This window comes from Rhizobium sp. Rhizsp42 (assembly GCF_047304155.1).
Classification (GTDB): domain Bacteria; phylum Pseudomonadota; class Alphaproteobacteria; order Rhizobiales; family Rhizobiaceae; genus Rhizobium.
Genome location: NZ_JBGLYS010000001.1, coordinates 315,514 through 336,831, shown reverse-complemented (window position 1 = coordinate 336,831; position 21,318 = coordinate 315,514). Strand labels below are relative to the sequence as shown.

19 protein-coding genes are annotated in these 21,318 nt (G+C 61.3%); 11 read left to right on the top strand and 8 right to left on the bottom strand.

Annotation, left to right across the window (positions count from 1 at the left end):
* Positions 1-18: 18 nt before the first annotated feature.
* From nuoN to ACCD05_RS01675, 5 genes are all read left to right on the top strand, one after another.
* On the top strand, positions 19-1,464 hold the full coding sequence (gene nuoN / locus ACCD05_RS01695; RefSeq protein WP_018900199.1) for an NADH-quinone oxidoreductase subunit NuoN: 1,446 nt from the start codon (positions 19-21) through the stop codon (positions 1,462-1,464).
* Positions 1,464-2,228: a biotin--[acetyl-CoA-carboxylase] ligase gene (locus tag ACCD05_RS01690; protein ID WP_413390794.1), complete on the top strand. Its 765-nt coding sequence runs from the start codon at positions 1,464-1,466 to the stop codon at positions 2,226-2,228. Before nuoN ends, ACCD05_RS01690 begins: the two co-directional genes overlap by 1 nt.
* A gap of 17 nt (positions 2,229-2,245) precedes the next feature.
* Entirely contained in the window at positions 2,246-3,916 is a 1,671-nt protein-coding gene (locus ACCD05_RS01685; protein WP_018900197.1) for a ribonuclease J, read from the top strand.
* A gap of 4 nt (positions 3,917-3,920) precedes the next feature.
* Entirely contained in the window at positions 3,921-4,325 is a 405-nt protein-coding gene (mce, locus tag ACCD05_RS01680; protein ID WP_413390793.1) for a methylmalonyl-CoA epimerase, read from the top strand.
* Positions 4,326-4,449: 124 nt separating this feature from the next.
* On the top strand, positions 4,450-4,731 hold the full coding sequence (locus tag ACCD05_RS01675) for a DUF1467 family protein (RefSeq protein WP_018900195.1): 282 nt from the start codon (positions 4,450-4,452) through the stop codon (positions 4,729-4,731).
* A gap of 312 nt (positions 4,732-5,043) precedes the next feature.
* Here ACCD05_RS01675 and ACCD05_RS01670 read toward each other — a convergent pair whose 3' ends face one another.
* On the bottom strand, positions 5,044-5,319 hold the full coding sequence (locus ACCD05_RS01670; RefSeq protein ID WP_413390791.1) for a hypothetical protein: 276 nt from the start codon (positions 5,317-5,319) through the stop codon (positions 5,044-5,046).
* Between ACCD05_RS01670 and proS the strand changes: the two genes are divergently transcribed.
* The 3 genes from proS to ACCD05_RS01655 are packed head-to-tail and all read left to right on the top strand — an operon-like array spanning position 5,318 to position 8,665.
* Positions 5,318-6,640, top strand: coding sequence for a proline--tRNA ligase (gene proS / locus ACCD05_RS01665; RefSeq protein ID WP_018900194.1), 1,323 nt, complete (start codon positions 5,318-5,320; stop codon positions 6,638-6,640). The two genes, ACCD05_RS01670 and proS, sit on opposite strands and share 2 nt — an antisense overlap.
* A 19-nt stretch (positions 6,641-6,659) precedes the next feature.
* The gene (locus tag ACCD05_RS01660; RefSeq protein WP_413390788.1) at positions 6,660-7,967 is read left to right on the top strand and encodes a lipoprotein-releasing ABC transporter permease subunit; all 1,308 of its coding nucleotides are present in this window, start codon (positions 6,660-6,662) and stop codon (positions 7,965-7,967) included.
* Between the two features lie 14 nt (positions 7,968-7,981).
* Positions 7,982-8,665 (top strand): ABC transporter ATP-binding protein, encoded by a 684-nt coding sequence (locus tag ACCD05_RS01655; RefSeq protein WP_111561297.1) that lies wholly within the window; start codon positions 7,982-7,984, stop codon positions 8,663-8,665.
* A 22-nt stretch (positions 8,666-8,687) separates the two neighbouring features.
* Here ACCD05_RS01655 and ACCD05_RS01650 read toward each other — a convergent pair whose 3' ends face one another.
* On the bottom strand, positions 8,688-9,263 hold the full coding sequence (locus ACCD05_RS01650) for a hypothetical protein (RefSeq protein ID WP_413390786.1): 576 nt from the start codon (positions 9,261-9,263) through the stop codon (positions 8,688-8,690).
* A gap of 302 nt (positions 9,264-9,565) precedes the next feature.
* Between ACCD05_RS01650 and dnaE the strand changes: the two genes are divergently transcribed.
* Positions 9,566-13,063 carry a DNA polymerase III subunit alpha gene (gene dnaE, locus ACCD05_RS01645; protein ID WP_413390784.1) on the top strand — a complete coding sequence of 1,166 codons (3,498 nt, stop codon included), beginning with the start codon at positions 9,566-9,568 and terminating at the stop codon, positions 13,061-13,063.
* Positions 13,064-13,329: 266 nt separating this feature from the next.
* Here dnaE and ACCD05_RS01640 read toward each other — a convergent pair whose 3' ends face one another.
* From ACCD05_RS01640 to ACCD05_RS01625, 4 genes are all read right to left on the bottom strand, one after another.
* Entirely contained in the window at positions 13,330-14,565 is a 1,236-nt protein-coding gene (locus ACCD05_RS01640) for a L,D-transpeptidase family protein (protein WP_413390782.1), read from the bottom strand.
* A 95-nt stretch (positions 14,566-14,660) separates the two neighbouring features.
* On the bottom strand, positions 14,661-15,950 hold the full coding sequence (locus ACCD05_RS01635) for a DNA polymerase IV (protein ID WP_413390780.1): 1,290 nt from the start codon (positions 15,948-15,950) through the stop codon (positions 14,661-14,663).
* Between the two features lie 70 nt (positions 15,951-16,020).
* A complete protein-coding gene (locus tag ACCD05_RS01630; protein ID WP_413390778.1) occupies positions 16,021-16,689 on the bottom strand; it encodes a hypothetical protein in 669 nt (222 codons plus the stop codon).
* Between the two features lie 2 nt (positions 16,690-16,691).
* A complete protein-coding gene (locus ACCD05_RS01625) occupies positions 16,692-17,000 on the bottom strand; it encodes a DUF3572 domain-containing protein (RefSeq protein ID WP_112979528.1) in 309 nt (102 codons plus the stop codon).
* Between the two features lie 135 nt (positions 17,001-17,135).
* Here ACCD05_RS01625 and ACCD05_RS01620 point away from each other — a divergent pair, with 135 nt between their 5' ends.
* The gene (locus ACCD05_RS01620) at positions 17,136-17,507 is read left to right on the top strand and encodes a response regulator (RefSeq protein WP_018900184.1); all 372 of its coding nucleotides are present in this window, start codon (positions 17,136-17,138) and stop codon (positions 17,505-17,507) included.
* A gap of 18 nt (positions 17,508-17,525) precedes the next feature.
* Positions 17,526-18,893 (top strand): PleD family two-component system response regulator, encoded by a 1,368-nt coding sequence (locus ACCD05_RS01615; protein WP_209233226.1) that lies wholly within the window; start codon positions 17,526-17,528, stop codon positions 18,891-18,893.
* A 738-nt stretch (positions 18,894-19,631) separates the two neighbouring features.
* Here the strand turns inward: ACCD05_RS01615 and rpmG are convergent.
* Both rpmG and ACCD05_RS01605 read right to left on the bottom strand, forming a co-directional pair.
* Entirely contained in the window at positions 19,632-19,799 is a 168-nt protein-coding gene (gene rpmG, locus ACCD05_RS01610; protein ID WP_018900182.1) for a 50S ribosomal protein L33, read from the bottom strand.
* A 93-nt stretch (positions 19,800-19,892) separates the two neighbouring features.
* Complete coding sequence (locus ACCD05_RS01605) at positions 19,893-21,077, bottom strand: MFS transporter (RefSeq protein ID WP_018900181.1); 1,185 nt, start codon at positions 21,075-21,077, stop codon at positions 19,893-19,895.
* Positions 21,078-21,318: the final 241 nt, after the last annotated feature.

Sequence of the window (21,318 nt, the reverse complement as noted above, 5' to 3'; positions counted from 1 at the left end):
TGACGGGACTTTTGTGATATGACCTCTGAAACACTACTCGCAAGCCTGCATCTTTCGATACCGGAACTGATCCTTGCGATCGGCTCTCTGGTCCTGCTGATGATCGGCGTATTCTCAGGCGAGCGCTCCGGCCGCATGGTCAGCGTTCTCGCGATCATCCTTCTGGCAGTTGCAGCCCTCTGGCTGGTCTTCGCTCCGAGCGAAGGCCTCGCCTATGGCGGCGTCTTCCTGGCTGATGGCTTCGGCCGCTTCATGAAGGTGACGGCGCTGGTCGGCTCCATCGTGGCGCTGTTCATGTCGCTCGGCCTTGCCAAGGAAAATCAGCTCGACAAGTTCGAATTCCCGGTTCTGATCGTGCTCTGCACGCTCGGCATCCTGCTGATGATCTCGGCCAACGACCTGATCTCGCTCTACCTCGGCCTCGAGCTGCAGTCGCTGGCGATCTACGTCATTGCCGCGATCAACCGCGACAGTGTGAAGTCGACCGAAGCCGGCCTCAAGTATTTCGTGCTCGGCGCTCTCTCCTCCGGCATGCTGCTCTACGGCATGTCGCTGGTCTACGGCTTCACCGGCCACACCCACTTCGCCGATATCGCCCAGGCGCTGACGGTGGATGGTGCGCGCTCGCTCGGCCTGATCTTCGGCCTGGTCTTCATCCTGGCCGGCATCGCCTTCAAGATCTCGGCCGTTCCGTTCCACATGTGGACGCCTGACGTTTACGAGGGTGCACCGACCCCGGTCACGGCCTTCCTGGCAAGCGCGCCGAAGATCGCCGCCATGGCCATGATGACGCGTATCGTCATCACCGCCTTCCAGCCCGTTATGGCGGACTGGCAGCAGGTCGTGGTCTTCATCTCGATCGCCTCGATGCTGCTCGGCTCGTTCGCCGCGATCGGCCAGAAGAATATCAAGCGACTGATGGCCTATTCGTCGATCGGTCACATGGGCTACGCGCTGGTCGGTCTTGCCGCCGGCTCGCAGACGGGCGTCTCGGGCGTCATGCTCTACATGCTGATCTACATGGTCATGACGCTGGGCTCCTTCGCGATCATCATGTCGATGCGTCGCAAGGATGGCACCGTTGTCGAAAACGTGGCCGATCTCGCGGGCCTTTCGACCACCAATCCGATGATGGCGACGGTACTCACCATCCTGATGTTCTCGCTGGCCGGTATTCCGCCGCTGGCAGGCTTCTTCGGGAAATACTTCGTCTTCGTCGCCGCCATCGAAGCCAAGCTCTATGCGCTTGCCATCATCGGCGTCCTCGCATCGGTTGTCGGCGCTTACTACTACCTGCGCGTCATCAAGCTGATGTGGTTCGATGAAGCCACCGGCGAATTCGCCCGCGTCTCCGGCTCGCTGCGCCTCGTCTTCGGCGTCTCCGGCCTCTTCGTTCTCGCCTATGTCCTCATCGGCGGTCCGATCGGCGGTGCGGCTGAACTCGCAGCCGCGACACTGTTCTGATGAGCTTCGACCCACGGCGCCTGAAGTCGCTCGATGACTTCAGGCACGAGGCTCTGTCGGAGACATTGTCCACCAATAGCGAATGCCTTGCCCGGGCCCGGGCAGGGGATGCGGGTCGCCTCTGGGTGACTGCGGAAAGACAGACCGGCGGCCGCGGCCGCCGTGGTCGTCCCTGGGTGTCTGAACCCGGCAATCTCTACGCCTCCCTGCTTCTGATCGATCCAGCGCCGATGGAGCGCATCTCGTCCCTCCCGCTGGCGATCGCGGTTGCCGTGCACGAGGCGGTGCGGATGGTGCTGCCGCCGAGCGCAGAGCCGCTCGAAGTGAAGTGGCCGAACGACATCCTGATAGGCCGCAAGAAGACATGCGGCATCCTGATGGAAGGCGAGGCCTTGGCCGATGGCCGCTACGCCCTTGTCATCGGCATCGGCATCAACGTCGCCTTCATGCCCGACAATCCGCTCTATCCCGTGACCTGCCTGCGAGAGCAGGGAAGTTCCGCCTCTCCACAGGAACTCTTCGCGCACCTGTTCGCATCCATGGCCGATGTGCTATCAGCGTGGGACCGCGGCCGCGGTATTCGCGATATCACCGCCCGTTGGCGCGATGCCGCCTGCGGTATTGGCGAAAAGATAACCGTGAATCTGCCGGACCGTTCGATTTCCGGCCACTTCAGCGGAATTGATGATAATGGCCTGTTGCTGCTCGATACGGGGGCAGGCAGGATGATGACGATCGCCGCCGGCGACGTCTTCTTTGGATGATTGGAAAAACAAGCAGTATGGCGAAGCAGGACGAACTGGTATTTCTGCCTTTGGGCGGCGTTGGCGAGATCGGTATGAATCTCGCCCTTTACGGCTATGGCCCGTCCGCGCATCGCCAGTGGATCATGGTCGACTGCGGCGTGACCTTCCCGGGTCCAGATCTGCCGGGTGTCGATCTGGTTCTGCCCGATATCCGCTTCCTCGCCAAGGAACGCAAGAACCTGAAAGCGATCTTCATCACCCACGCGCATGAGGATCACTACGGCGCGCTGGCCGATTTGTGGCCGGGTCTCAATGTTCCCGTCTACGCATCGGGCTTCACGGCCGGGCTCCTGGAAGCCAAGCGCAACTACGAGAAGTCGACGATGGTCGAAATCCCGATCACGCCGTTCACGGCGGGAACGGTCGTCAACGTCGGCCCCTTCAGCGTCGAGGGCGTGGCCGTCAACCACTCGATCCCCGAGCCGATGTCGCTGATGATCCGCACGCCCTTGGGCAACGTCATCCACACCGGCGACTGGAAGATCGACCACGAGCCGTCGCTCGGTCCGCTGACCGATGAGGCCCGCTTCCGCCAGCTTGGCGATGAAGGCGTGCTCGCCCTGATGTGCGATTCGACCAACGCGCTGCGCGACGGCGTCTCGCCGTCGGAAAAGGACGTCTCCGAGAGCCTGCGCAAGATCATCGAGAACGCCGAAGGTCGCGTCGCGATCACCACCTTCTCCTCGAATGTCGGCCGTATCCGCACCGTGGCTGAAGCCGCTGAAGCCGCCGGACGCGAAGTCCTGTTGCTCGGCAGCTCGCTGAAGCGGGTCGTCAACGTCTCCCGCGATCTCGGCCTGCTCGATGGCATCAAGCCGTTCATCGCCGAAGAGGAATACGGTTATATTCCGCGCGAAAACGTCGTCGTCATCCTGACGGGCAGCCAGGGCGAGCCGCGCGCAGCCCTCGCCAAGCTCTCGCGTGACGAGATGCGCAACGTGGCGCTGGCTGCGGGCGATACGGTCGTCTTTTCCTCGCGCGCCATTCCGGGCAACGAGAAGGCGATCCAGGACATCAAGAACGGCCTCGTCGAGCAAGGCGTTCACATCATCACCGATAGCGAAGCGCTCGTTCACGTCTCCGGCCACCCGCGCCGCAACGAGTTGCAGAAGATGTACGAACTGACGCGGCCGACCGTTGTCGTTCCCGTGCACGGCGAAGCCACGCATCTGACCGCCCACAAGGAACTCGCCGAGCAATCCGGCATCTCCACCGTTCCGCGCGTGCGCAACGGTGATGTCCTGCGCCTGGCGCCCGGTACGGTGGAAGTGATCGACGAAGCCCCGCATGGCCGCATCTTCAAGGACGGCACGCTGATCGGCGATTTCGACGAGATGGGCATCGGCGACCGCAAGAAGCTGTCCTATGTCGGCCATGTCGCGCTGAATGTCGTGATCGACGCTCGCTTCGACATCATCGGCGAACCCGACATGGTGGCCATCGGCTTGCCTGTCTACGACGATGAAGGCGACGAGTTCGAGGATACGCTCTACGACGCCGCGCTGAGCGCCTTCGAGAGCATTCCGCGCGCCCGCCGCAAGGATCTGGACCTGCTGCAGGAATCGATGCGTCGCGCGGTTCGTTCGACGGCCAACCAGATCTGGGGCAAGAAGCCGCTGGTCACCGTCTTCGTCACCAAGGTCTGATCCTATGCTCGGCCGCGTCAACCATGTCGCCATAGCCGTTCCCGATCTCGCAGCCGCCACGGCCGCATATCGGGATACGCTGGGTGCCACGGTATCGGCGGCCGAGGCATTGCCGGAGCACGGCGTCACCGTCGTCTTCGTCGAACTGCCGAATACCAAGGTCGAACTGCTTGAACCGCTCGGCCCGCAATCCCCGATAACGGCCTTCCTGGAAAAGAACCCATCCGGCGGCATGCATCACATCTGCTATGAGGTGGCCGACATCATCGCAGCCCGCGACCAGATGTTGGGTGCCGGCGCGAGGGTGCTTGGCAATGGCGAGCCGAAGATCGGCGCCCACGGCAAGCCCGTGCTCTTCCTGCACCCCAAGGATTTCTTCGGCACGCTGATCGAGCTCGAGCAGGTCTGATGACTGCGGCAGAGTGACCCAAACGCCGCCAAGAGCGCACAAGCCTCTCAACACCGCTTTGTATCGTCGCTGTTCCGTCTTATAAGGGCGGTGGCCCGATGCGGCCGCTTGGGTGGGAGATCTTATGCTGCAGACATTTCTACAGGGCTTTGCCGTCTATTTCATCGTCTGGTGGATGACGCTCTTCGCCGTCTTGCCGATCGGCTTGCGGACGCAGGCGGAGGACGATGATATCGTGCTTGGCACCGTGCACAGCGCGCCGACACGTTTCCGGCCGCTCTTCACCTTCTCGCTGACGACGCTGGTCTCCGCCGTCATCTACACCCTCTGGTACGTCTCTTCGACCTATTTCGGCTGGGGCTTCGATGCCCTCCCGCAGATCGGCCCGTCATTTTCGAATGTTTGAGAGCGCTTAAGAGCGTTTGCTCAGCAATTGAGCAGATGCGAGAGAAGGCGCGTCATACGCGTGTCATCAAGTTGCGGCAAGGAGGTGCCGTAACGGAATGGGCAGCTTACGTTGCGGAAGATGGGCGTTTCGAGCTAGAAGCGTGGTGTCGAAAAGCCAAAAAAAAACAAGGCTAAAAGCCTTGTTTTAAGTATCGCGTGATCCTTAACCGTTACCGGGGCTGCGACAAGCGCGCCTAAGATCTGATCCTCCCAAGACTTGACCGCGAAAATGGTAGGGATTTGAACTCCCTGCCTGTTTTATGGGCTAAAGCTAGCTCAAAGATTGTGCTTTGTCATCAGATTTTTTTGCATTTTTGCTACACTCGAGTAAATTTTTTCTGTTGATAAGAGTTTCGCGCAAGTCATTATAATTTCGCCGCTTTCTTGGTTTCTTCGGTTTGCGGGCTCCAACTTGCTCTAAGAGAAGCCTGTGGAAATCCCTCGCGGGTTTCCTTCCTGCCGCGAAGCGGTTATGAACGCTGCCAACATTGTGATTGCCTTCGATTCCGCCATTTGGCGGCGTCTCAACAGCTCTGGAATTCGCCATGCGTCTGTCTCGCTACTTCATGCCCATCCTCAAGGAAAACCCCAAGGAGGCAGAAATCGTCTCCCACCGGTTGATGCTGCGCGCCGGCATGATCCGGCAGCAGTCGCAGGGGATCTACTCCTGGCTGCCGCTGGGCAAGCGCGTGCTCGACAAGGTCAACAACATCATCCGCGAGGAGCAGAACCGCTCCGGCGCCATCGAGCTGTCGATGCCGACCCTGCAGTCGGCCGAGCTCTGGCAGGAGAGCGGGCGCTACGACGCCTACGGCAAGGAGATGCTGCGCATCAAGGACCGCCAGGACCGTCCGATGCTGTACGGCCCGACCAACGAAGAAATGGTCACCGATATTTTCCGGTCTTCCGTCAAGTCTTACAAGGACTTGCCGCTGAACCTCTATCACATCCAGCTGAAGTTCCGCGACGAGATCCGTCCGCGCTTCGGCACCATGCGCTCGCGCGAATTCATGATGAAGGACGCCTATTCCTTCGACATGACCCGCGAAGGCGCCGAGCATTCCTACAAGAAGATGTTCGCGGCTTACCTGCGCACCTTCGATCGTCTCGGCCTGCGCGCCATTCCGATGCGCGCCGACACCGGCCCGATCGGCGGCGATCTCAGCCACGAGTTCATCATCCTTGCCGACACCGGTGAATCGGAAGTCTACAGCCACAAGGATTTCGTGAATTTCGATATCCCCTCGGTTGACACCAACTTCGACGACGTCGCCGGTCTCGATGCGATCTTCAAGAAGTGGACCTCGGTCTACGCCGCCACCTCCGAGATGCACGACGAAGCCGCTTTCGACGCCATCCCCGAGAGCGATCGCCTGTCCGCACGAGGAATTGAAGTCGGCCATATCTTCTACTTCGGCACGAAATATTCCGAGCCGATGGGCGCGAAGGTGCAGGGACCTGATGGCAAGGAACACGCCGTCCACATGGGTTCTTACGGTATCGGCCCGACACGCCTTGTTCCCGCCATCATCGAAGCATCGCATGACGAGAACGGAATCATCTGGCCGGCCTCGGTTGCGCCTTTCGATGTCGTCGTGATCAACATGAAGGCCGGCGACGCCGCTTGCGACGCTGCCTGCGAGAAGATCTACGCGGAGCTCTCCAAGGCCGGCGTCGATGTTCTCTATGACGATACCGACGATCGCGCCGGCACCAAGTTCGCGACCGCGGACCTGATCGGTGTGCCCGTACAGATCATCGCCGGCCCGCGCGCGGTCGCGAACGGCGAAGTGGAAGTCAAGGACCGCAAGACCGGTGCCCGCGAAACGATGACCATCGACGCGGCAATCAATAAGCTCTTGGGCTAAGAAGAAGGCGGGAGGCGAAATGGCAGACGCAGCGGTGAGCCAGCAGGGATCCAAATCCGGCTCGGCTGCGGCCAGCAGGCCATTTTCCGCTTTCGAGCGACTTGTGGCGTGGCGCTATCTGCGCGCACGCCGCAAGGAAGCCTTCATCTCGGTGATCGCAGGCTTCTCTTTCATCGGCATCATGCTCGGCGTCGCGACGCTGATCATCGTCATGGCCGTGATGAACGGTTTCCGCACCGAGTTGATCTCGCGCATCCTCGGCATCAACGGCCACATGATCGTGCAGCCGGTCGATGGACCCTTTACAGACTATCCGGCGCTGACCGATCGCCTGGGCGCCGTGCCCGGCATCAAGGTGGCGCTGCCGCTCGTCGAAGGCCAGACGCTGGCCTCGGGTGCCGGCGGCGCTGGCACCGGCGCTCTGGTTCGCGGCATTCGCGCCGAAGACCTGAGCAAGGTGAAAACCGTCTCCGACAACATCAAGTCCGGCGACCTCGTCGGCTTTGCGGCTGGCCAGGGCGTTCTCATCGGCTCGCGCATGGCCGACCAGCTCGGACTGCAGGCAGGTGACACCATTACGCTCATATCACCGGAAGGTGACGTGACGCCGATGGGCATAAATCCTCGCGTCAAATCCTACAAGGTCTCGGGCATCTTCGAGATCGGCATGTCGGAGTATGACGCGACGATCATCTATATGCCGCTCGAGGAAGCACAGCTTTACTTCAACGTCGAAGGGCTGGTGCAGTCGATCGAGCTCTATGTCGACAATCCCGACAATATCGACGAGCTGCGCCCCAAGGTGGAGGCCGCCGCTGGCCGTCAGATCGCGATCACCGACTGGCGCCAGCGCAACCAGACCTTCTTCTCGGCCCTGCAGGTCGAGCGTAACGTTATGTTCATGATCCTGACGCTGATCGTTCTTGTCGCCGCGCTGAATATCATCTCCGGCCTGATCATGCTGGTGAAGGACAAGGGCAGCGATATCGCGATCCTGAGAACCATGGGCGCGAGCTCCGGCGCCATCATGCGGATCTTCTTCATGACGGGCGCCGCGATCGGCCTGGTCGGCACTTTCGCCGGCGTACTGCTCGGCGTTATCGTCTGCATCAATATCGAGAAGATCCGCGCGTTCTTCTCCTGGCTGTCGGGAACGGTGCTGTTTGACCCGCAGCTCTACTTCCTCAGCCAGCTGCCGGCCAAGATGGAGGTCGGCGAAACGGTCTCCGTTGTCGTCATGGCGCTGACGCTGTCTTTCTTCGCGACAATCTTCCCCGCATGGCGCGCTTCCAAGCTCGATCCCGTGCAGGCCCTGCGCTACGAATAAGGAATGCTGATTACATGAAGCGGAATACCGTTCTCAAGCTTTCCGGCGTCGAGCGTCATTATGGCCAGGGGGAGACCCAGCTTTCGATCCTGAAGAAGGCCGATCTGACCATCAACAGCGGCGAGATCGTCGCGCTTGTGGCTCCATCAGGCACCGGCAAGTCGACCCTGCTGCATCTGGCGGGCCTGCTCGAGCATCCCGATGGCGGCGAAGTCACCATCAGCGGCAATGCCTGCAATGGCCTCTCCGACGACAAGCGCACGGCGATCCGCCGCAGCGAGATCGGCTTCGTCTATCAGTTCCACCACCTGCTTCCCGAATTCTCGGCGCTCGAAAACATCATGATGCCGCAGATGATCGCTGGCCTGCCGCGCAACGAAGCCAAGGTGCGGGCAGGGCAACTGCTCGACTACATGCGCATCGGCCACCGTGGCGCCCATCGTCCGGGCGAATTGTCTGGTGGTGAACAGCAGCGCGTGGCGATCGCCCGCGCCGTCGCCAACGCGCCGAGCCTTCTGCTCGCCGACGAACCAACAGGCAATCTCGACCCCGAGACCGCCAGCTACGTCTTCGAAGCCCTGGAGGCTTTGGTGCGCCAGTCCGGCCTCGCGGCGCTGATCGCCACCCACAACCACGAGCTCGCGGCCCGCATGGACCGCCGTGTCACCATCGCCGACGGCAAGGTCGTGGACTTCTGATCATCACCGGGCCAGGACCGATCTAGCCGCCGCAGATCGACTGCCCGGTTTCGTCCTTCCAGTCGGCAATCGTGATCGTGCGTGCCTCGGCCTTCGCATCCTTGCCGTCCCGCTGCAGCTTGCCGGTAAGCGCATTGTAGTCGCACGAGCCGCCGCCATCCGGATTTAGCGTGTCGTAATGGCTGTAGGTGTAGCCGGCGACGACGAACTGGTTGTTGCGGTAGGCAAGCGTCAGCGTCTGCTCCCAGCGGTCGCGGCCGATGGCGCTGTTCTGCGAATGGATGGCGATCGAGCTCTTGCCGGCCGCCTTGATCGACGGTTCCTGGCCGTAAATCCCCTCAGCCACCGTGGTTCCCCAGATCTTGCCGGGCGCGCTGGTCGTAAGCCGCAACAGGTCGTGGTCATCCCGCAGATAGATGTAGACGCCGAGCTGGTCGTCGTCGGCATCATCGGGAGCCTCGGCGAGCAACGCGAGGTCCGGCTTGCCATCGCCGTTCCAGTCGCCGACCGCGACATCGACGATGCGCGCCGGATCAGGATCCGCGCCGAAGGCCGCGTTGGCTGAAAGCAGGACTGCCACAAAGATGAATCGACGCATGCTCGTCTCCCGTTTGCCGTTAACCAAACAGAAAACAATCCTGTTGACAACGGAACAAGAGCGGAACAAAATAAAAACATAAGAGCACAGGAGAGCCAAATGACTGACATGATCCGCGATATCGCAGCATTCACCTCCATCGCAATGTTCATTGCCAGCTTCTCTTTGATCTGCATGGCAATGTAAGAATAACGGGGACCGCATGGCTGTCATGCGGTCCGATGGTACCCGCCTCTCTGGACATCGTCCTCCCCAAATCCGACAATGCATCCGATTCATACGGATGCGCGGAAAGGCATATCATGGCGGGCACTGAAAACGGCGCGAGCGACTTCATCGGCGGTACGCCGGGCTTCGTTCACCTGCGTGTGCATTCCGCCTTCTCGCTGCTTGAGGGGGCGTTGCCGCTCAAGAAGATTCTCTACAAGGCATCGGGCGATAGCCAGCCGGCGATCGCCATCACCGATACCAACAATCTGTTCGTCGCACTGGAATTCGCACAGAAGTCGATGGACGAAGGCCTGCAGCCGATCATCGGCTGCCAGGTCTCCATCGATATGGAAGACGGGCTTGAGACCGAGCGCCGCGGCGGCCAGCAGCAGCTGGCGAAACTGCCGTCGATCGTGCTTCTGTCGGCCACCGACGCAGGCTATGAACGGCTGGTGGATCTCGTCAGCCGTGCCTATCTCAGCGGCGAGGGCGCCGGGCAGGCGGTCCACATCAAGGCGTCGTGGCTGGACGAACTCGGCACCGAGGGCCTGATCGCGCTGTCAGGCGCATCGACTGGCCCGATCGACATGCCGCTGAAAGAGAGCCACATCGCGCCGGCGACCGCGCGCTTGCTGTCGCTGAAGGACAAGTTCGGCGACCGGCTCTACATGGAGCTTCAGCGCCAGGGCACCTATGACAAGCGGCACGAGCAGCGTGTCATCGGCCTTGCCTATGAACACGAGATCCCGCTGGTCGCGACCAACGAGGCCTTCTTCCCGACCCGCGACGATTATGACGCGCACGATGCGCTGATGGCCGTGGCGCACAATGCCATCGTCTCCGACGACACGCGTTTTCGCCTGACACCGGATCACTATCTGAAGAGCCGCGCCGAGATGGTGAAGCTCTTCGCCGATCTGCCCGAGGCGCTCGAAAATACGGTGGAGATCGCCCGCCGCTGCTCCTTCGTTTTGAAGACCCGCAAACCGATCCTCCCGCGCTTCACCGGCGCCACGGCGGATCCGGAGGAGGCGGAGCGCGCCGAATCGCTGGAACTTCGCCGCCAGGCGGTCGAAGGTCTCGACATGCGCCTCGCAACGCTCGGCATGTCGGCGGGCTACGAGGAGAAGGATTACCGCGACCGCCTGGAATTCGAGCTCAGCGTTATTGAGCGTATGAAATTCCCCGGCTACTTCCTGATCGTTGCCGACTTCATCAAGTGGGCGAAGCTGCAGGATATCCCGGTCGGCCCCGGCCGCGGCTCCGGTGCTGGCTCGCTGGTCGCCTACGCGCTGACGATCACCGACGTCGATCCGCTGCGCTTCTCGCTGCTTTTCGAACGCTTCCTCAATCCGGAACGCGTCTCGATGCCCGACTTCGATATCGACTTCTGCCAGGACCGCCGCGAAGAGGTGATACGCTACGTGCAGAAGAAGTACGGCCGCGAGCAGGTGGCGCAGATCATCACCTTCGGTTCGCTGCAGGCGCGAGCCGCCCTTCGCGACGTCGGCCGCGTGCTGGAAATGCCCTACGGCCAGGTCGACAAGATCTGCAAGCTGGTGCCCAACAATCCGGCCAACCCGACGCCGCTGTCGAAGGCGATCGAGGAAGAGCCGAAGCTGCAGGAGGAGGCCGACAAGGAGCCCGTCGTCGCCCGCCTGCTCGATATCGCCCAGAAGATCGAGGGTCTCTACCGCCACGCATCGACCCACGCCGCCGGCATCGTCATCGGCGACCGACCGCTGTCGAAGCTGGTGCCGATGTACCGAGATCCGCGCTCCGACATGCCGGTCACCCAGTTCAACATGAAGTGGGTCGAGCAGGCCGGTCTCGTCAAGTTCGACTTCCTCGGCCTGAAGACACTGACGACGCTGAAGGTCGCTGTCGACTTCGTCGCCAAGCGCGGCATCAAGGTCGATCTCGCGGCGATCCCGCTGGATGACAAGCTGACCTACGAGATGCTGTCGCGCGGCGAAACGGTCGGCGTGTTCCAGGTGGAAAGTGCCGGCATGCGCAAGGCGCTGATCGGCATGCGTCCTGACTGCATCGAGGACATCATCGCGCTCGTAGCGCTGTATCGTCCGGGTCCGATGGAGAACATCCCGACCTACAACGCCCGCAAACATGGCGAGGAAGAGCTCGAATCGATCCATCCGACCATCGATTACCTGCTGAAGGAAACGCAGGGCGTTATCGTCTACCAGGAGCAGGTCATGCAGATCGCTCAGGTGCTCTCGGGCTATTCGCTCGGCGAGGCCGATCTTCTGCGCCGCGCCATGGGTAAGAAGATCAAGGCGGAGATGGACCAGCAGCGCGAGCGCTTCGTCGTCGGTGCCGTCAAGAACGGCGTGTCGAAGCCGCAGGCCGATAACATCTTCGAGCTTCTGGCAAAGTTCGCCAACTACGGCTTCAACAAGTCGCACGCCGCAGCCTACGCCATCGTTTCCTACCAGACCGCCTACATGAAGGCGCATTATCCGGTCGAGTTCCTCGCCGCCTCGATGACGCTCGACATGTCGAACACCGAAAAGGTCAACGACTTCCGCCAGGATGCCAAACGCCTCGGTATCGAGGTGATCGCGCCCTCCGTGCAGACCTCGTTCCGCCACTTCCAGACCGGCGACAACCGCATTTATTACGCGCTGGCGGCGCTGAAGGGTGTCGGCGAATCGGCCGTCGATCATATCGTCGAGGTGCGCGGCGACACGCCCTTCGCCAGCCTCGAGGATTTCTGCCTGCGCATCGATCCCAAGCAGGTGAACCGGCGCGTGCTGGAAAGCCTTATCTTCGCCGGCGCCTTCGATTGCTTCGAGCTCGATCGGGCCCAACTCTCGGGCGGCATCGATCGCATCATGGGCTATGCTCAGCGCGCCCAGGAAAACAAGCTGAGCGGCCAGTCGGATATCTTCGGCGGGGTGTTGTCATCCGGCCCGGAAAAGATCTCGATGCCGCCTTTCTCGCCCTGGCTGCCCTCGGAGCGCCTGCTCAAGGAGTTCCAGGTCCTCGGTTTCTATCTGACGGCCCATCCGCTCGACAGTTACAGTAGCGTACTGGAGAAGATGCGCGTCCAGACCTTCGGTGATTTCGCGGCCGCGGTGAAGCAGGGCGCCAGCAATGCGCGTCTGGCCGGCACCGTCATTTCCAAGCAGGAGCGCAAGACGCGCACCGGCAACAAGATGGGCATCATCGTCTTCTCGGATTCGTCCGGCCAGTTCGAAGCCGTGCTCTTCTCGGAGATGCTGAACCAATATCGCGACATGCTGGAATCGGGAAAATCCTTCGTCATCACCGCGACCGGTGAAGAGCGGCCCGAGGGCATTGGCCTGCGCATCCAGACGATCCAGTCTCTGGAGGAAAAGTCGCTGCAGATGCAGAAGGCGCTGCGCGTCTATGTCCGCGATTCCGGCCCGTTGCGCGCCGTTGCCGCCCATCTCAACGCCCGGGGCGATGGCCTCGTCTCCTTCATCGTCATCAAGGAGGATGGCAAGCGCGAGATCGAGGTGGAGCTGGCGCAGAAGTACCGGATCACGCCCGAAATCGCCGCCGCCATGCGCTCGGCCCCCGGCGTGATCGATGTGGAGCTGGTTTAGAGCCTTTCCTGGTTAGCTTGAAGCATTCTGCCGGAGCAGGTTTTCGTCAGGGCAAAGGCGATTGGCGAAGGGCATACCCCGGGTACGGCCGAGCCGATCGCCTTTGATCCAGGCGGAAAGATGCCCGGCCCTTCGGGTTGGCTGAAACGGGCCGCCTGATCGTCCGGCCGGCTTGGCCGTATGCGTGGGCTACGACGCGCGCCAGCCGGACGACCATCCGACTCCGTTTGAGCCAACAGAATGCTTCAATCTAACCAGGAAGGGCTCTAACCGCGCGTCAGCGTGATGAAATCGGTGCCCTGACCGGTCTCCGGGCCGACGCCGGTGTCGGAGATCGTAAGCGTCGATCCCGACGTCAGCATGGAGTCGATCCGTTGCCTGGTGTCATCGGGAATGGTGATCCGGCCGAGCGCGTTCAGGATCGGCGTGCCGGAGATGATCGAGCTTTCCATCGTGCTGATGCCAAGCCGCTTCATCGTCTGGCTGGTCAAGGTGTTGGGCAGCGTCACGCCCAGCCACTCGGTGGTGCCGTCTTCGAAATTCACCTCGTGCGCGCTGAAGAAATGCGTCCCGAGCGCCAGTTCCGGTTGGGCGATCGTCACCGGCGCCTCGAACACCTGCTGGAATCCCTGCCGCACCATGATCACACCATTCGGCGGCTCGCCCTTGCCGGCAGCGCTATAGACTGCGCGCAGAAGGTCGTCACTGATGAGTGACTTGGCGGCGTCGGGGTTCATCGGATGCTGCTTCTTGAACTCGCCGATCGCCTGCACCGTCGCCGGCCCGAGATATCCATCGGCGTTGCCGACGGCAAATCCAAGCTCGGCGAGATAGGTCTGCAGGTCGATGATCGTCTCGCGCTGCGCCCGGCGGGTGATCAGGATCTTCACCGGCTGGTCGTTGACGGGCGCCACGATCGGCTGCACCTGCAGCCGCGGCATCGCCACCTCGTTCATCGCCACCTGCACCGGCAGTGAGCCGATTGCCGGCCGGAGTTCGACATCGGACAGCAGCGGCGCCGGGGCCGGCGCGTGTGGGCTGAACAGCATCGGGTGATCGACCGGCTCCGGCGCAAGCTGCGCGTCGGTGATGATCACGGGCACGCCCATCTCGGTCATCTTGTAGAGCTGCTTTGCAAACGCGTCCGGCATGCGCACGCAGCCGTGCGAGGCGGGATAGCGCGGCACGGAGTTCGACTGGTGGAGCGCGATGCCCGACCATGTCAGCCGCTGCATGAACGGCATCGGCGCGCCGGAATAGATGTTGGATTCGTGGTAGGTCTGCTTTTCGATCACCGAGAAGATGCCGCTCGGCGTGGTGTGCCCGGACTTGCCGCTCGATATCTTCGACGTGGCGATGACATCGGCGCCGTCATAGACGGCCAGCGACTGCTTGCTCTTGGAAACGAAGATCTGCAGCGCCCGCGCGTCCGTGGCGAACGCGGGGTGCACGAGGGCGGTGGCCGACAGCAAGCCGAGCCCGAAGACGAGACGCGAGAACATTTGAACCCAACCGATACGCAATACTACGGGCCGGAGGGTAAAGCTCGAAACTTAAGGAAGATTTGAAATGAGCGACCCCGATTAGGGCTCACATATTATTGATTGCGCTTGCTTCCGAACGTATAGCCGGTCTCGACCGTGCCCTTGCCGAACTTGTCACGCAGCTTGTCCATCGCGGCTTCGGCGGCCGCACGGCGCCCCGATTGAACGTCGATCAGGTCGGGCGGATCCGCCCGCGTTGGGTCGCAAAGGTCGGTCACGCCGATGCCGATCAGTCGGAACTTGGTTCCGTCAGTCTCCTTCTGCAGCAGTTCGATCCCGGTGCGGAATATCCGGTCGGCAAGTTGCGTCGGGTCCTCCAGCTTGCGGTTGCGCGTGCGCGACTTGAAGTCCGCCGTCTTCATCTTCAAGACGACGGTGTGGCCGGCGATATCGCCCTTCTTCAGGCGCCAGGCGACCTTCTCGGAGAGATTGCGCAGCACCGGCACGAGCTCCTCATATCGCGAAATGTCGTCGAAGAAGGTCGTCTCGGCCGAAACGCTCTTGGCGGGATCGTTGAGATGCACGTCACGATCATCGATCCCGCGCGACAGCCGCGACAGCCGTTGCCCCATGGTGCCGTAGCGGCGCATCAGGTCTGTCTCGTCCATGGTCTGCAACTGGCCGATGGTGCGGATGCCGTCGGCCTCAAGCGTCGCGGCGAAGGCCTTTCCCACGCCCCAGATCGTCGTCACCGGACGCGGCGCGAGGAACGATACCGCCTCGTCGCGGCCGATCACCGAGAATCCGCGCGGCTTCTGCAGGTCGGACGCCACCTTGGCCAGGAACTTGCAGTAGGAGAGCCCGATCGAAACGGTGATGCCGATCTCCTTCTCGACGCGGCGGGCGAACTTCGCCAGCGTGCGGGCCGGCGGGTCGTTGTGTAGCCGCTCGGTACCCCCGAGTTCCAGAAATGCCTCGTCGATCGACAGCGGCTGAACGAGTGGTGTCAGCTCCTGCATCATCGCCCGCACCTCGCGGCCGACCTTGACGTATTTCTCCATGTTGGGCGGGATCACCACGGCCTGCGGGCAGGCCTCCAGCGCCTTGAACATCGGCATGGCCGAGCGCACGCCGTAGATCCGCGCGACATAGCAGGCCGTCGACACCACGCCTCGCTTACCGCCACCGATGATGACGGGCTTGTCGGCAAGTTCGGGATTGTCGCGCTTCTCCACCGAGGCATAGAAGGCATCGCAGTCGATATGCGCGAGCGTCAGCCCGTAGAGCTCGTCGTGGCGCACGAGGCGAGGGCTGCCGCAGGCAGCACAGCGTCGCCCCTCCGCCTTCTGCTCGGCAAGGCAGTCGCGACAGAAGCCGGGTGTCTTGGCAGGATTGGCGGTCATCGACGGGAACAAAGGTTGAACATCGCGACATTACGCTCTAAGTTCCAGAGTCTCAAGAGGATGTCGGCGCTTATGCGCTGGTTTTACCCAGCGTCGTCATGGTCGAGAAATGCCGCCGCATCAGCTCGGCCGCATGTGTCCAATCGGACGCCTGTACGATTGTGCCGGTGGGCGGCGGCGCGAATGGCTTGAAATCGGCATTCGCCATCATGTTGAGCAGCAGGCAATCCGGCACATGGTCGGCAACGGAAAGGAGGTTGCGTTGTATATCGTCGATAAAGGCGACGGGCAGCTCCCGGCGGTCGTGCAGCGCAGCCACGATCGGCCCCTTCGGCTGTTCCGAGGCGATCATGTCGAAGCACAGATCGAACCGGTCGAGAAGCTTGCGGCGCACCTCGTGGTGGCGCGGCGGCATCGCTGTGAGAAAGACGATGTCGGCATCGGCGGCCAGCGCATGCAGCGTCTCGACGGCAAGCTCCGCCGGCTCCTGCCACAGGTCCTGGGTCTCGAAGAATATCTCGTGGAAGCGGTCGAACGCCTCCCGCTCCATCTCTGCGCCGTCAAGACGCGAGACGATATTGCCGTGCAACCGGAAGGAGCGCGGCAGGAGATCGTAATCATGCGAGCGCAGGAAGCGGGTGAGGGGCGAGAGAAATTCCAGCACCACTTCGTCGATGTCGCAGACGATCAGCGGGCGATCACCGAGGCGCACCTGCGAGGGATCGGTGACCACGCTCATGATCAATACTCGCCCGAGCCAAGGCCGGCGGGAGAGAAATGCTGCCAGGCCGCATTCAGCACCTCCGGCGGCGTACCGCTCGCTTGGCAGAACGCCAGCGCCGTCGGCTCATGCTGCATCAGGAAGTCCATCATTCCCGATAGGAACCCCGGATCATTGATCGCATTGCGGACTTGCGCCGGCTCGACGCCGGTCAGCGCCAGGAATCGGCCAAACAGATCAGGTTCGTTTGCGAGCCAGGCGAGAACTGCGATGGCCGTCTCTTGCGGGTCGGTAGCGCGTTGCTTTGAAGTCTTGAAGTTGCTCTGCATTTCTTGCGGTAAATTACCTATTTTTCAACCAAATACCGATAGCGTGCCGCAATCGGTTTCATGGCGGCCGGTGCGCTCGCGGGGTTATTTCCGCACGGCGAAACGGTTTTCATGACGGACTTAGGATCGCGTTCGATGCCCAAACAAGTGATGATTGTAGAGGATAACGAGCTCAACATGAAGCTCTTTCGCGACCTCATAGAGGCGTCCGGCTACAGAACCATCCAGACCCGCAACGGTATGGAAGCGCTGGATCTTGCCCGCAAGCATCGCCCCGATCTGATCCTCATGGACATCCAGCTGCCAGAAGTGTCCGGGCTCGAAGTCACCAAGTGGCTGAAAGAGGACGACGAGCTCCATGTCATTCCCGTCATCGCCGTCACCGCCTTCGCGATGAAGGGCGACGAGGAACGCATTCGCCAGGGTGGCTGCGAGGCATACGTCTCCAAGCCGATCTCCGTTCCGAAGTTCATCGAGACGATCAAGACCTACCTGGGCGACGCCTGATAGATCGGAAAGAAGCTTATGACCGCGCGCATTCTCGTCGTTGATGATATCCCGGCAAACGTGAAGCTGCTCGAAGCGCGGCTGATCGCCGAATATTTCGACGTGCTGACCGCGTCCGACGGTTATCAGGCTCTGGCGATCTGCGAACGCAACCAGGTCGATCTCATCCTGCTCGATATCATGATGCCGGGCATGGACGGCTTCGAAGTTTGCGAGCGGCTGAAGTCCAACCCGAAGACATCGCATATTCCCGTCGTCATGGTGACCGCGCTCGATCAGCCTGCCGACCGCGTGCGTGGCCTGAAGGCCGGCGCCGACGACTTCCTGACCAAGCCGGTCAACGACCTGCAGCTGATCGCACGCGTCAAGAGCCTGCTGCGGCTGAAGACGCTGAGCGACGAACTGCGCATCCGCGCCCAGACGGCGCACACGATGGGCATCGACGAATTGCTGCGCGCCGATCAGCGCGGCGAGGAGGGCGGCCAGATCATGCTGGTCGACGGCCGCGCCAATTCGCAGGAGCGGATCATCAAGGCGCTGAAGCCGATCGGTAACGTGTTTGCCATTTCGGATGCCCAGGCCGCTATCTTCGAAGCATCGGAAAATCCGTTCGACCTCGTGATCGTCAATTCCAATATCGACGATTACGACCCGCTCAGGCTTTGCTCGCAGCTCCGCTCGCTGGAGCGCACCCGTTTCCTGCCGATCCTGATCATCACCGAGCAGGGCGATGACGAGATGGTGGTGCGTGCGCTCGATCTCGGCGTCAACGACTACATCGTCCGCCCGGTCGATCCGAACGAGCTGGTCGCCCGCAGCCTCACGCAGATCCGCCGCAAGAACTACAATGACCGTCTGCGCGCCAATGTGCAGCAGACGATCGAGCTTGCGGTCACCGATCCGCTGACGGGCCTGAGCAATCGCCGCTATCTCGACAATCACATCAGCACACTCTTCAATCGCTCGATGGCGCGCGGTCGCCCGTTGTCGGTGCTGATCGCCGATATCGATCGCTTCAAGCAGATCAACGACACCCACGGCCACGATGCCGGCGACGATATCCTGCGCGAGTTCGCCAATCGCGTCCGCTCCACGGTTCGCGGCGCCGATCTCGCCTGCCGCTATGGCGGCGAGGAATTTGTCGTCGTCATGCCCGACACCTCGCCCGAGATCGCAGCCTCCGTGGCCGAACGCTTGCGTGGCGTTATCGAAAGCGTACCCTTCGTGGTGAGGGGCACGGGGCAGGAATTGCAGGTGACGGCATCCTTCGGCATCGCCTCGCGCACGCCGCAGGTCATCACGCCGGGCCATCTGCTGAAGCAGGCCGACGTTGCGCTTTATGAAGCGAAGAACGGCGGTCGCAACCGAGTCGTCGCCGCTGCCTGATATTGGCATCGGCCGTTTAGCGCCCAGGACCCGCAGCGCATTGATCATCCACAGAAAGTTGAACGGGGGCCGGTTCGCCGCTGTGCGCGGATTAGCCGCAAGTAGTAGTGCCGGGTTTTGACCTCAGCGCTGCCCGAGACAGCCGATCTATGTCAGCACAGACGCTGTCGGCCTCAGAAGAAAATGTGAGGATTCGTCACTTTTCTTGATTTGATTGGCCGATTTTGATGGTTTTCAGGCGGTTTCGTCGGTCTGCAAGCGCGAAGACTACTGGCCTATATTGTCCGTCTATTCTTGATGTCGTATCTTATTCTAGCGCGGCGTGGCCGAAAATTACGCGAAACGGCGTCCCAAATCGGGACTTTTAACCATAAAATCAACCTAATAAATCTCATCATTAAGAATTTGTTGATTTTCTTTCATTTTCGCGCGAATGATCAATACATAGAAATAAGCACTCCCTATGCGGGGTGCGCCGATACCCCATGATGCTCAGGTCCGCCGCATCTCCTGGGTCGTGGGGTCGGTCGGTCGGCAAGCAACACTTGCGGTTCCTCGTGCCGCGTTGCCTGTTGACCGACCCCCTTTCGTAAAACGCCGTCCTCTCCGTTGAAACGGGCAGGGCGGCGTTTTCATTTGTCGGCCCCTCATCGTGCTTGTCGCAAGCCGTATCGCAGACAACAAAAAAGCGCGCAGCCTGATGGCGCGCGCTTTTAAGCGGTCTACAGGATCAAGAAATTACTTGATCTTGGTTTCCTTGAACTCGACATGCTTGCGAGCAATCGGGTCGTACTTCGTCTTCGTCATCTTGTCCGTCATCGTACGGCTGTTCTTCGTCGTGACGTAGAAAGAACCTGTGTCGGCTGTCGACAGCAGCTTGATCTTGATTGTTGTAGCCTTGGCCATGGTCGTCCTGCCTTTAATGAAATGAAAGCCGTTGGAATCCGTTTAGGCGCCTCGGCTAATTCTGGCGCGAAACTACGAATCTAGCTTGAAAAGTCAACCCCGCTTTCGAATGAAAAGCAGTCTGCCCGCCGAAAGCACTGCATAAACGCCGAAGAAGCCCGCAATCGCCCAGGCAAAGCCGTTGTTTCCGGCCACATCGATGGCCGCGCCGATGACTTGCGGGCCTGCAACGGTACCGACGGCGTAACAGAAGACGAAGGCGGCGTTGGCGGCGGCAAGGTCGGAACCGGTCAGGCGCGAGCCCAGATGGCTCAATCCGACCGTATAGAGCCCGGCCACGCAGCCGCCCCAGAAGAGCAGGACGCCGGCCATCAGCACCCAGCTGTGCGAGAGCACGGGCAGCATCAGAGAGCCGATCAGGCCCATGAAGGCCATCCCGGCGAGCAGGGGGCGCTTGTCCTTCATCTTGTCGGAGAGCATGCCCACCGGGATCTGGAAGATCATGTTGCCGATCCCCATGACCGTCAGCAGCAAGGCCGCTTGAGTCTCGGTGAAGGCGGCGCGCACCGCATAGATCGGAAACAGCGCCAGCCCGCCGGCTTCCACCGCGCCGAAAATAAAGACGGCCGCCGTGGCGCTCGGCACCAGGAAGACATAGCGCATAAAATGCAGCTCCGGCTTCTCTTCGAGCACCGGGCTTTCATGGCGTGCGACAAAGATCGGGATGGCCGCCATCAGGATGGCGCAGGCGCCGACGGCGAAGGGCAGGATGCCGTCGCTGCCGAGAACGGAGAAGAGCAGGGGACCCGCCGCGAAGCCAAGCGACAGCACGGTCGCATAGATGCCCAGCACGAAACCGCGTTTCGATGGCGGCGAGGCGGCGTTGATCCAGAACTCGGAGAGAATGAACAGCGTGGTCGTGGCGCCATGAAAGGCAAAGCGCAGCGGGAACCACATCCAGAAGTCCTGCGCATAGTAGAAGCTCACGGCACTGATTGCCGAGACCACCACCGCCCAAAGCATCGTTTGCGCCACGCCATAGGCATGGGCGAGCTTCGTCGTGATCGGAGCGGCCACCATCGCCGCGACACCCGCCATCGCCGTATTGAGGCCGATCAGGGTCGAGGGGATGCCGCGCTTCTCAAGGATGATGCTCAGAAGCGGCAACCCCAGCCCGATCGCGATGCCGACCGCTGAGATCGACGAAACGGCGGCTACCAGAGACGGCCAATGGATCTCTTCGACATCGCCCGGTGTGCCGTTTCGCGGCTGAGACATATATCCACCCCTACAGAACTGCTGCGCGCAAACGCGACCCGAAAGCCACATCTGCCCCCATGGTCATACCAGCCTCAGATGACGGGCCAGACCCAGATGACGTGTGTGCTTTACTAGATGAACAAGGTTGGCTGCAATGATCTGATTGCGGTGGACGAGATTCAGTCAAATAAGCCTACCATCGCGCAAGTTGACATCGTGCCTGAAACAGAATTCACAGCACATCCGGCGCTGCTACACG

Coding starts and splice junctions, on each gene's coding strand:
- nuoN (WP_018900199.1), top strand. CDS start 19: ATGACCTCTGAAACACTACTCGCAAGCCTGCATCTTTCGATACCGGAA.
- ACCD05_RS01690 (WP_413390794.1), top strand. CDS start 1,464: ATGAGCTTCGACCCACGGCGCCTGAAGTCGCTCGATGACTTCAGGCAC.
- ACCD05_RS01685 (WP_018900197.1), top strand. CDS start 2,246: ATGGCGAAGCAGGACGAACTGGTATTTCTGCCTTTGGGCGGCGTTGGC.
- mce (WP_413390793.1), top strand. CDS start 3,921: ATGCTCGGCCGCGTCAACCATGTCGCCATAGCCGTTCCCGATCTCGCA.
- ACCD05_RS01675 (WP_018900195.1), top strand. CDS start 4,450: ATGCTGCAGACATTTCTACAGGGCTTTGCCGTCTATTTCATCGTCTGG.
- proS (WP_018900194.1), top strand. CDS start 5,318: ATGCGTCTGTCTCGCTACTTCATGCCCATCCTCAAGGAAAACCCCAAG.
- ACCD05_RS01670 (WP_413390791.1), bottom strand. CDS start 5,319: ATGGCGAATTCCAGAGCTGTTGAGACGCCGCCAAATGGCGGAATCGAA.
- ACCD05_RS01660 (WP_413390788.1), top strand. CDS start 6,660: ATGGCAGACGCAGCGGTGAGCCAGCAGGGATCCAAATCCGGCTCGGCT.
- ACCD05_RS01655 (WP_111561297.1), top strand. CDS start 7,982: ATGAAGCGGAATACCGTTCTCAAGCTTTCCGGCGTCGAGCGTCATTAT.
- ACCD05_RS01650 (WP_413390786.1), bottom strand. CDS start 9,263: ATGCGTCGATTCATCTTTGTGGCAGTCCTGCTTTCAGCCAACGCGGCC.
- dnaE (WP_413390784.1), top strand. CDS start 9,566: ATGGCGGGCACTGAAAACGGCGCGAGCGACTTCATCGGCGGTACGCCG.
- ACCD05_RS01640 (WP_413390782.1), bottom strand. CDS start 14,565: ATGTTCTCGCGTCTCGTCTTCGGGCTCGGCTTGCTGTCGGCCACCGCC.
- ACCD05_RS01635 (WP_413390780.1), bottom strand. CDS start 15,950: ATGACCGCCAATCCTGCCAAGACACCCGGCTTCTGTCGCGACTGCCTT.
- ACCD05_RS01630 (WP_413390778.1), bottom strand. CDS start 16,689: ATGAGCGTGGTCACCGATCCCTCGCAGGTGCGCCTCGGTGATCGCCCG.
- ACCD05_RS01625 (WP_112979528.1), bottom strand. CDS start 17,000: ATGCAGAGCAACTTCAAGACTTCAAAGCAACGCGCTACCGACCCGCAA.
- ACCD05_RS01620 (WP_018900184.1), top strand. CDS start 17,136: ATGCCCAAACAAGTGATGATTGTAGAGGATAACGAGCTCAACATGAAG.
- ACCD05_RS01615 (WP_209233226.1), top strand. CDS start 17,526: ATGACCGCGCGCATTCTCGTCGTTGATGATATCCCGGCAAACGTGAAG.
- rpmG (WP_018900182.1), bottom strand. CDS start 19,799: ATGGCCAAGGCTACAACAATCAAGATCAAGCTGCTGTCGACAGCCGAC.
- ACCD05_RS01605 (WP_018900181.1), bottom strand. CDS start 21,077: ATGTCTCAGCCGCGAAACGGCACACCGGGCGATGTCGAAGAGATCCAT.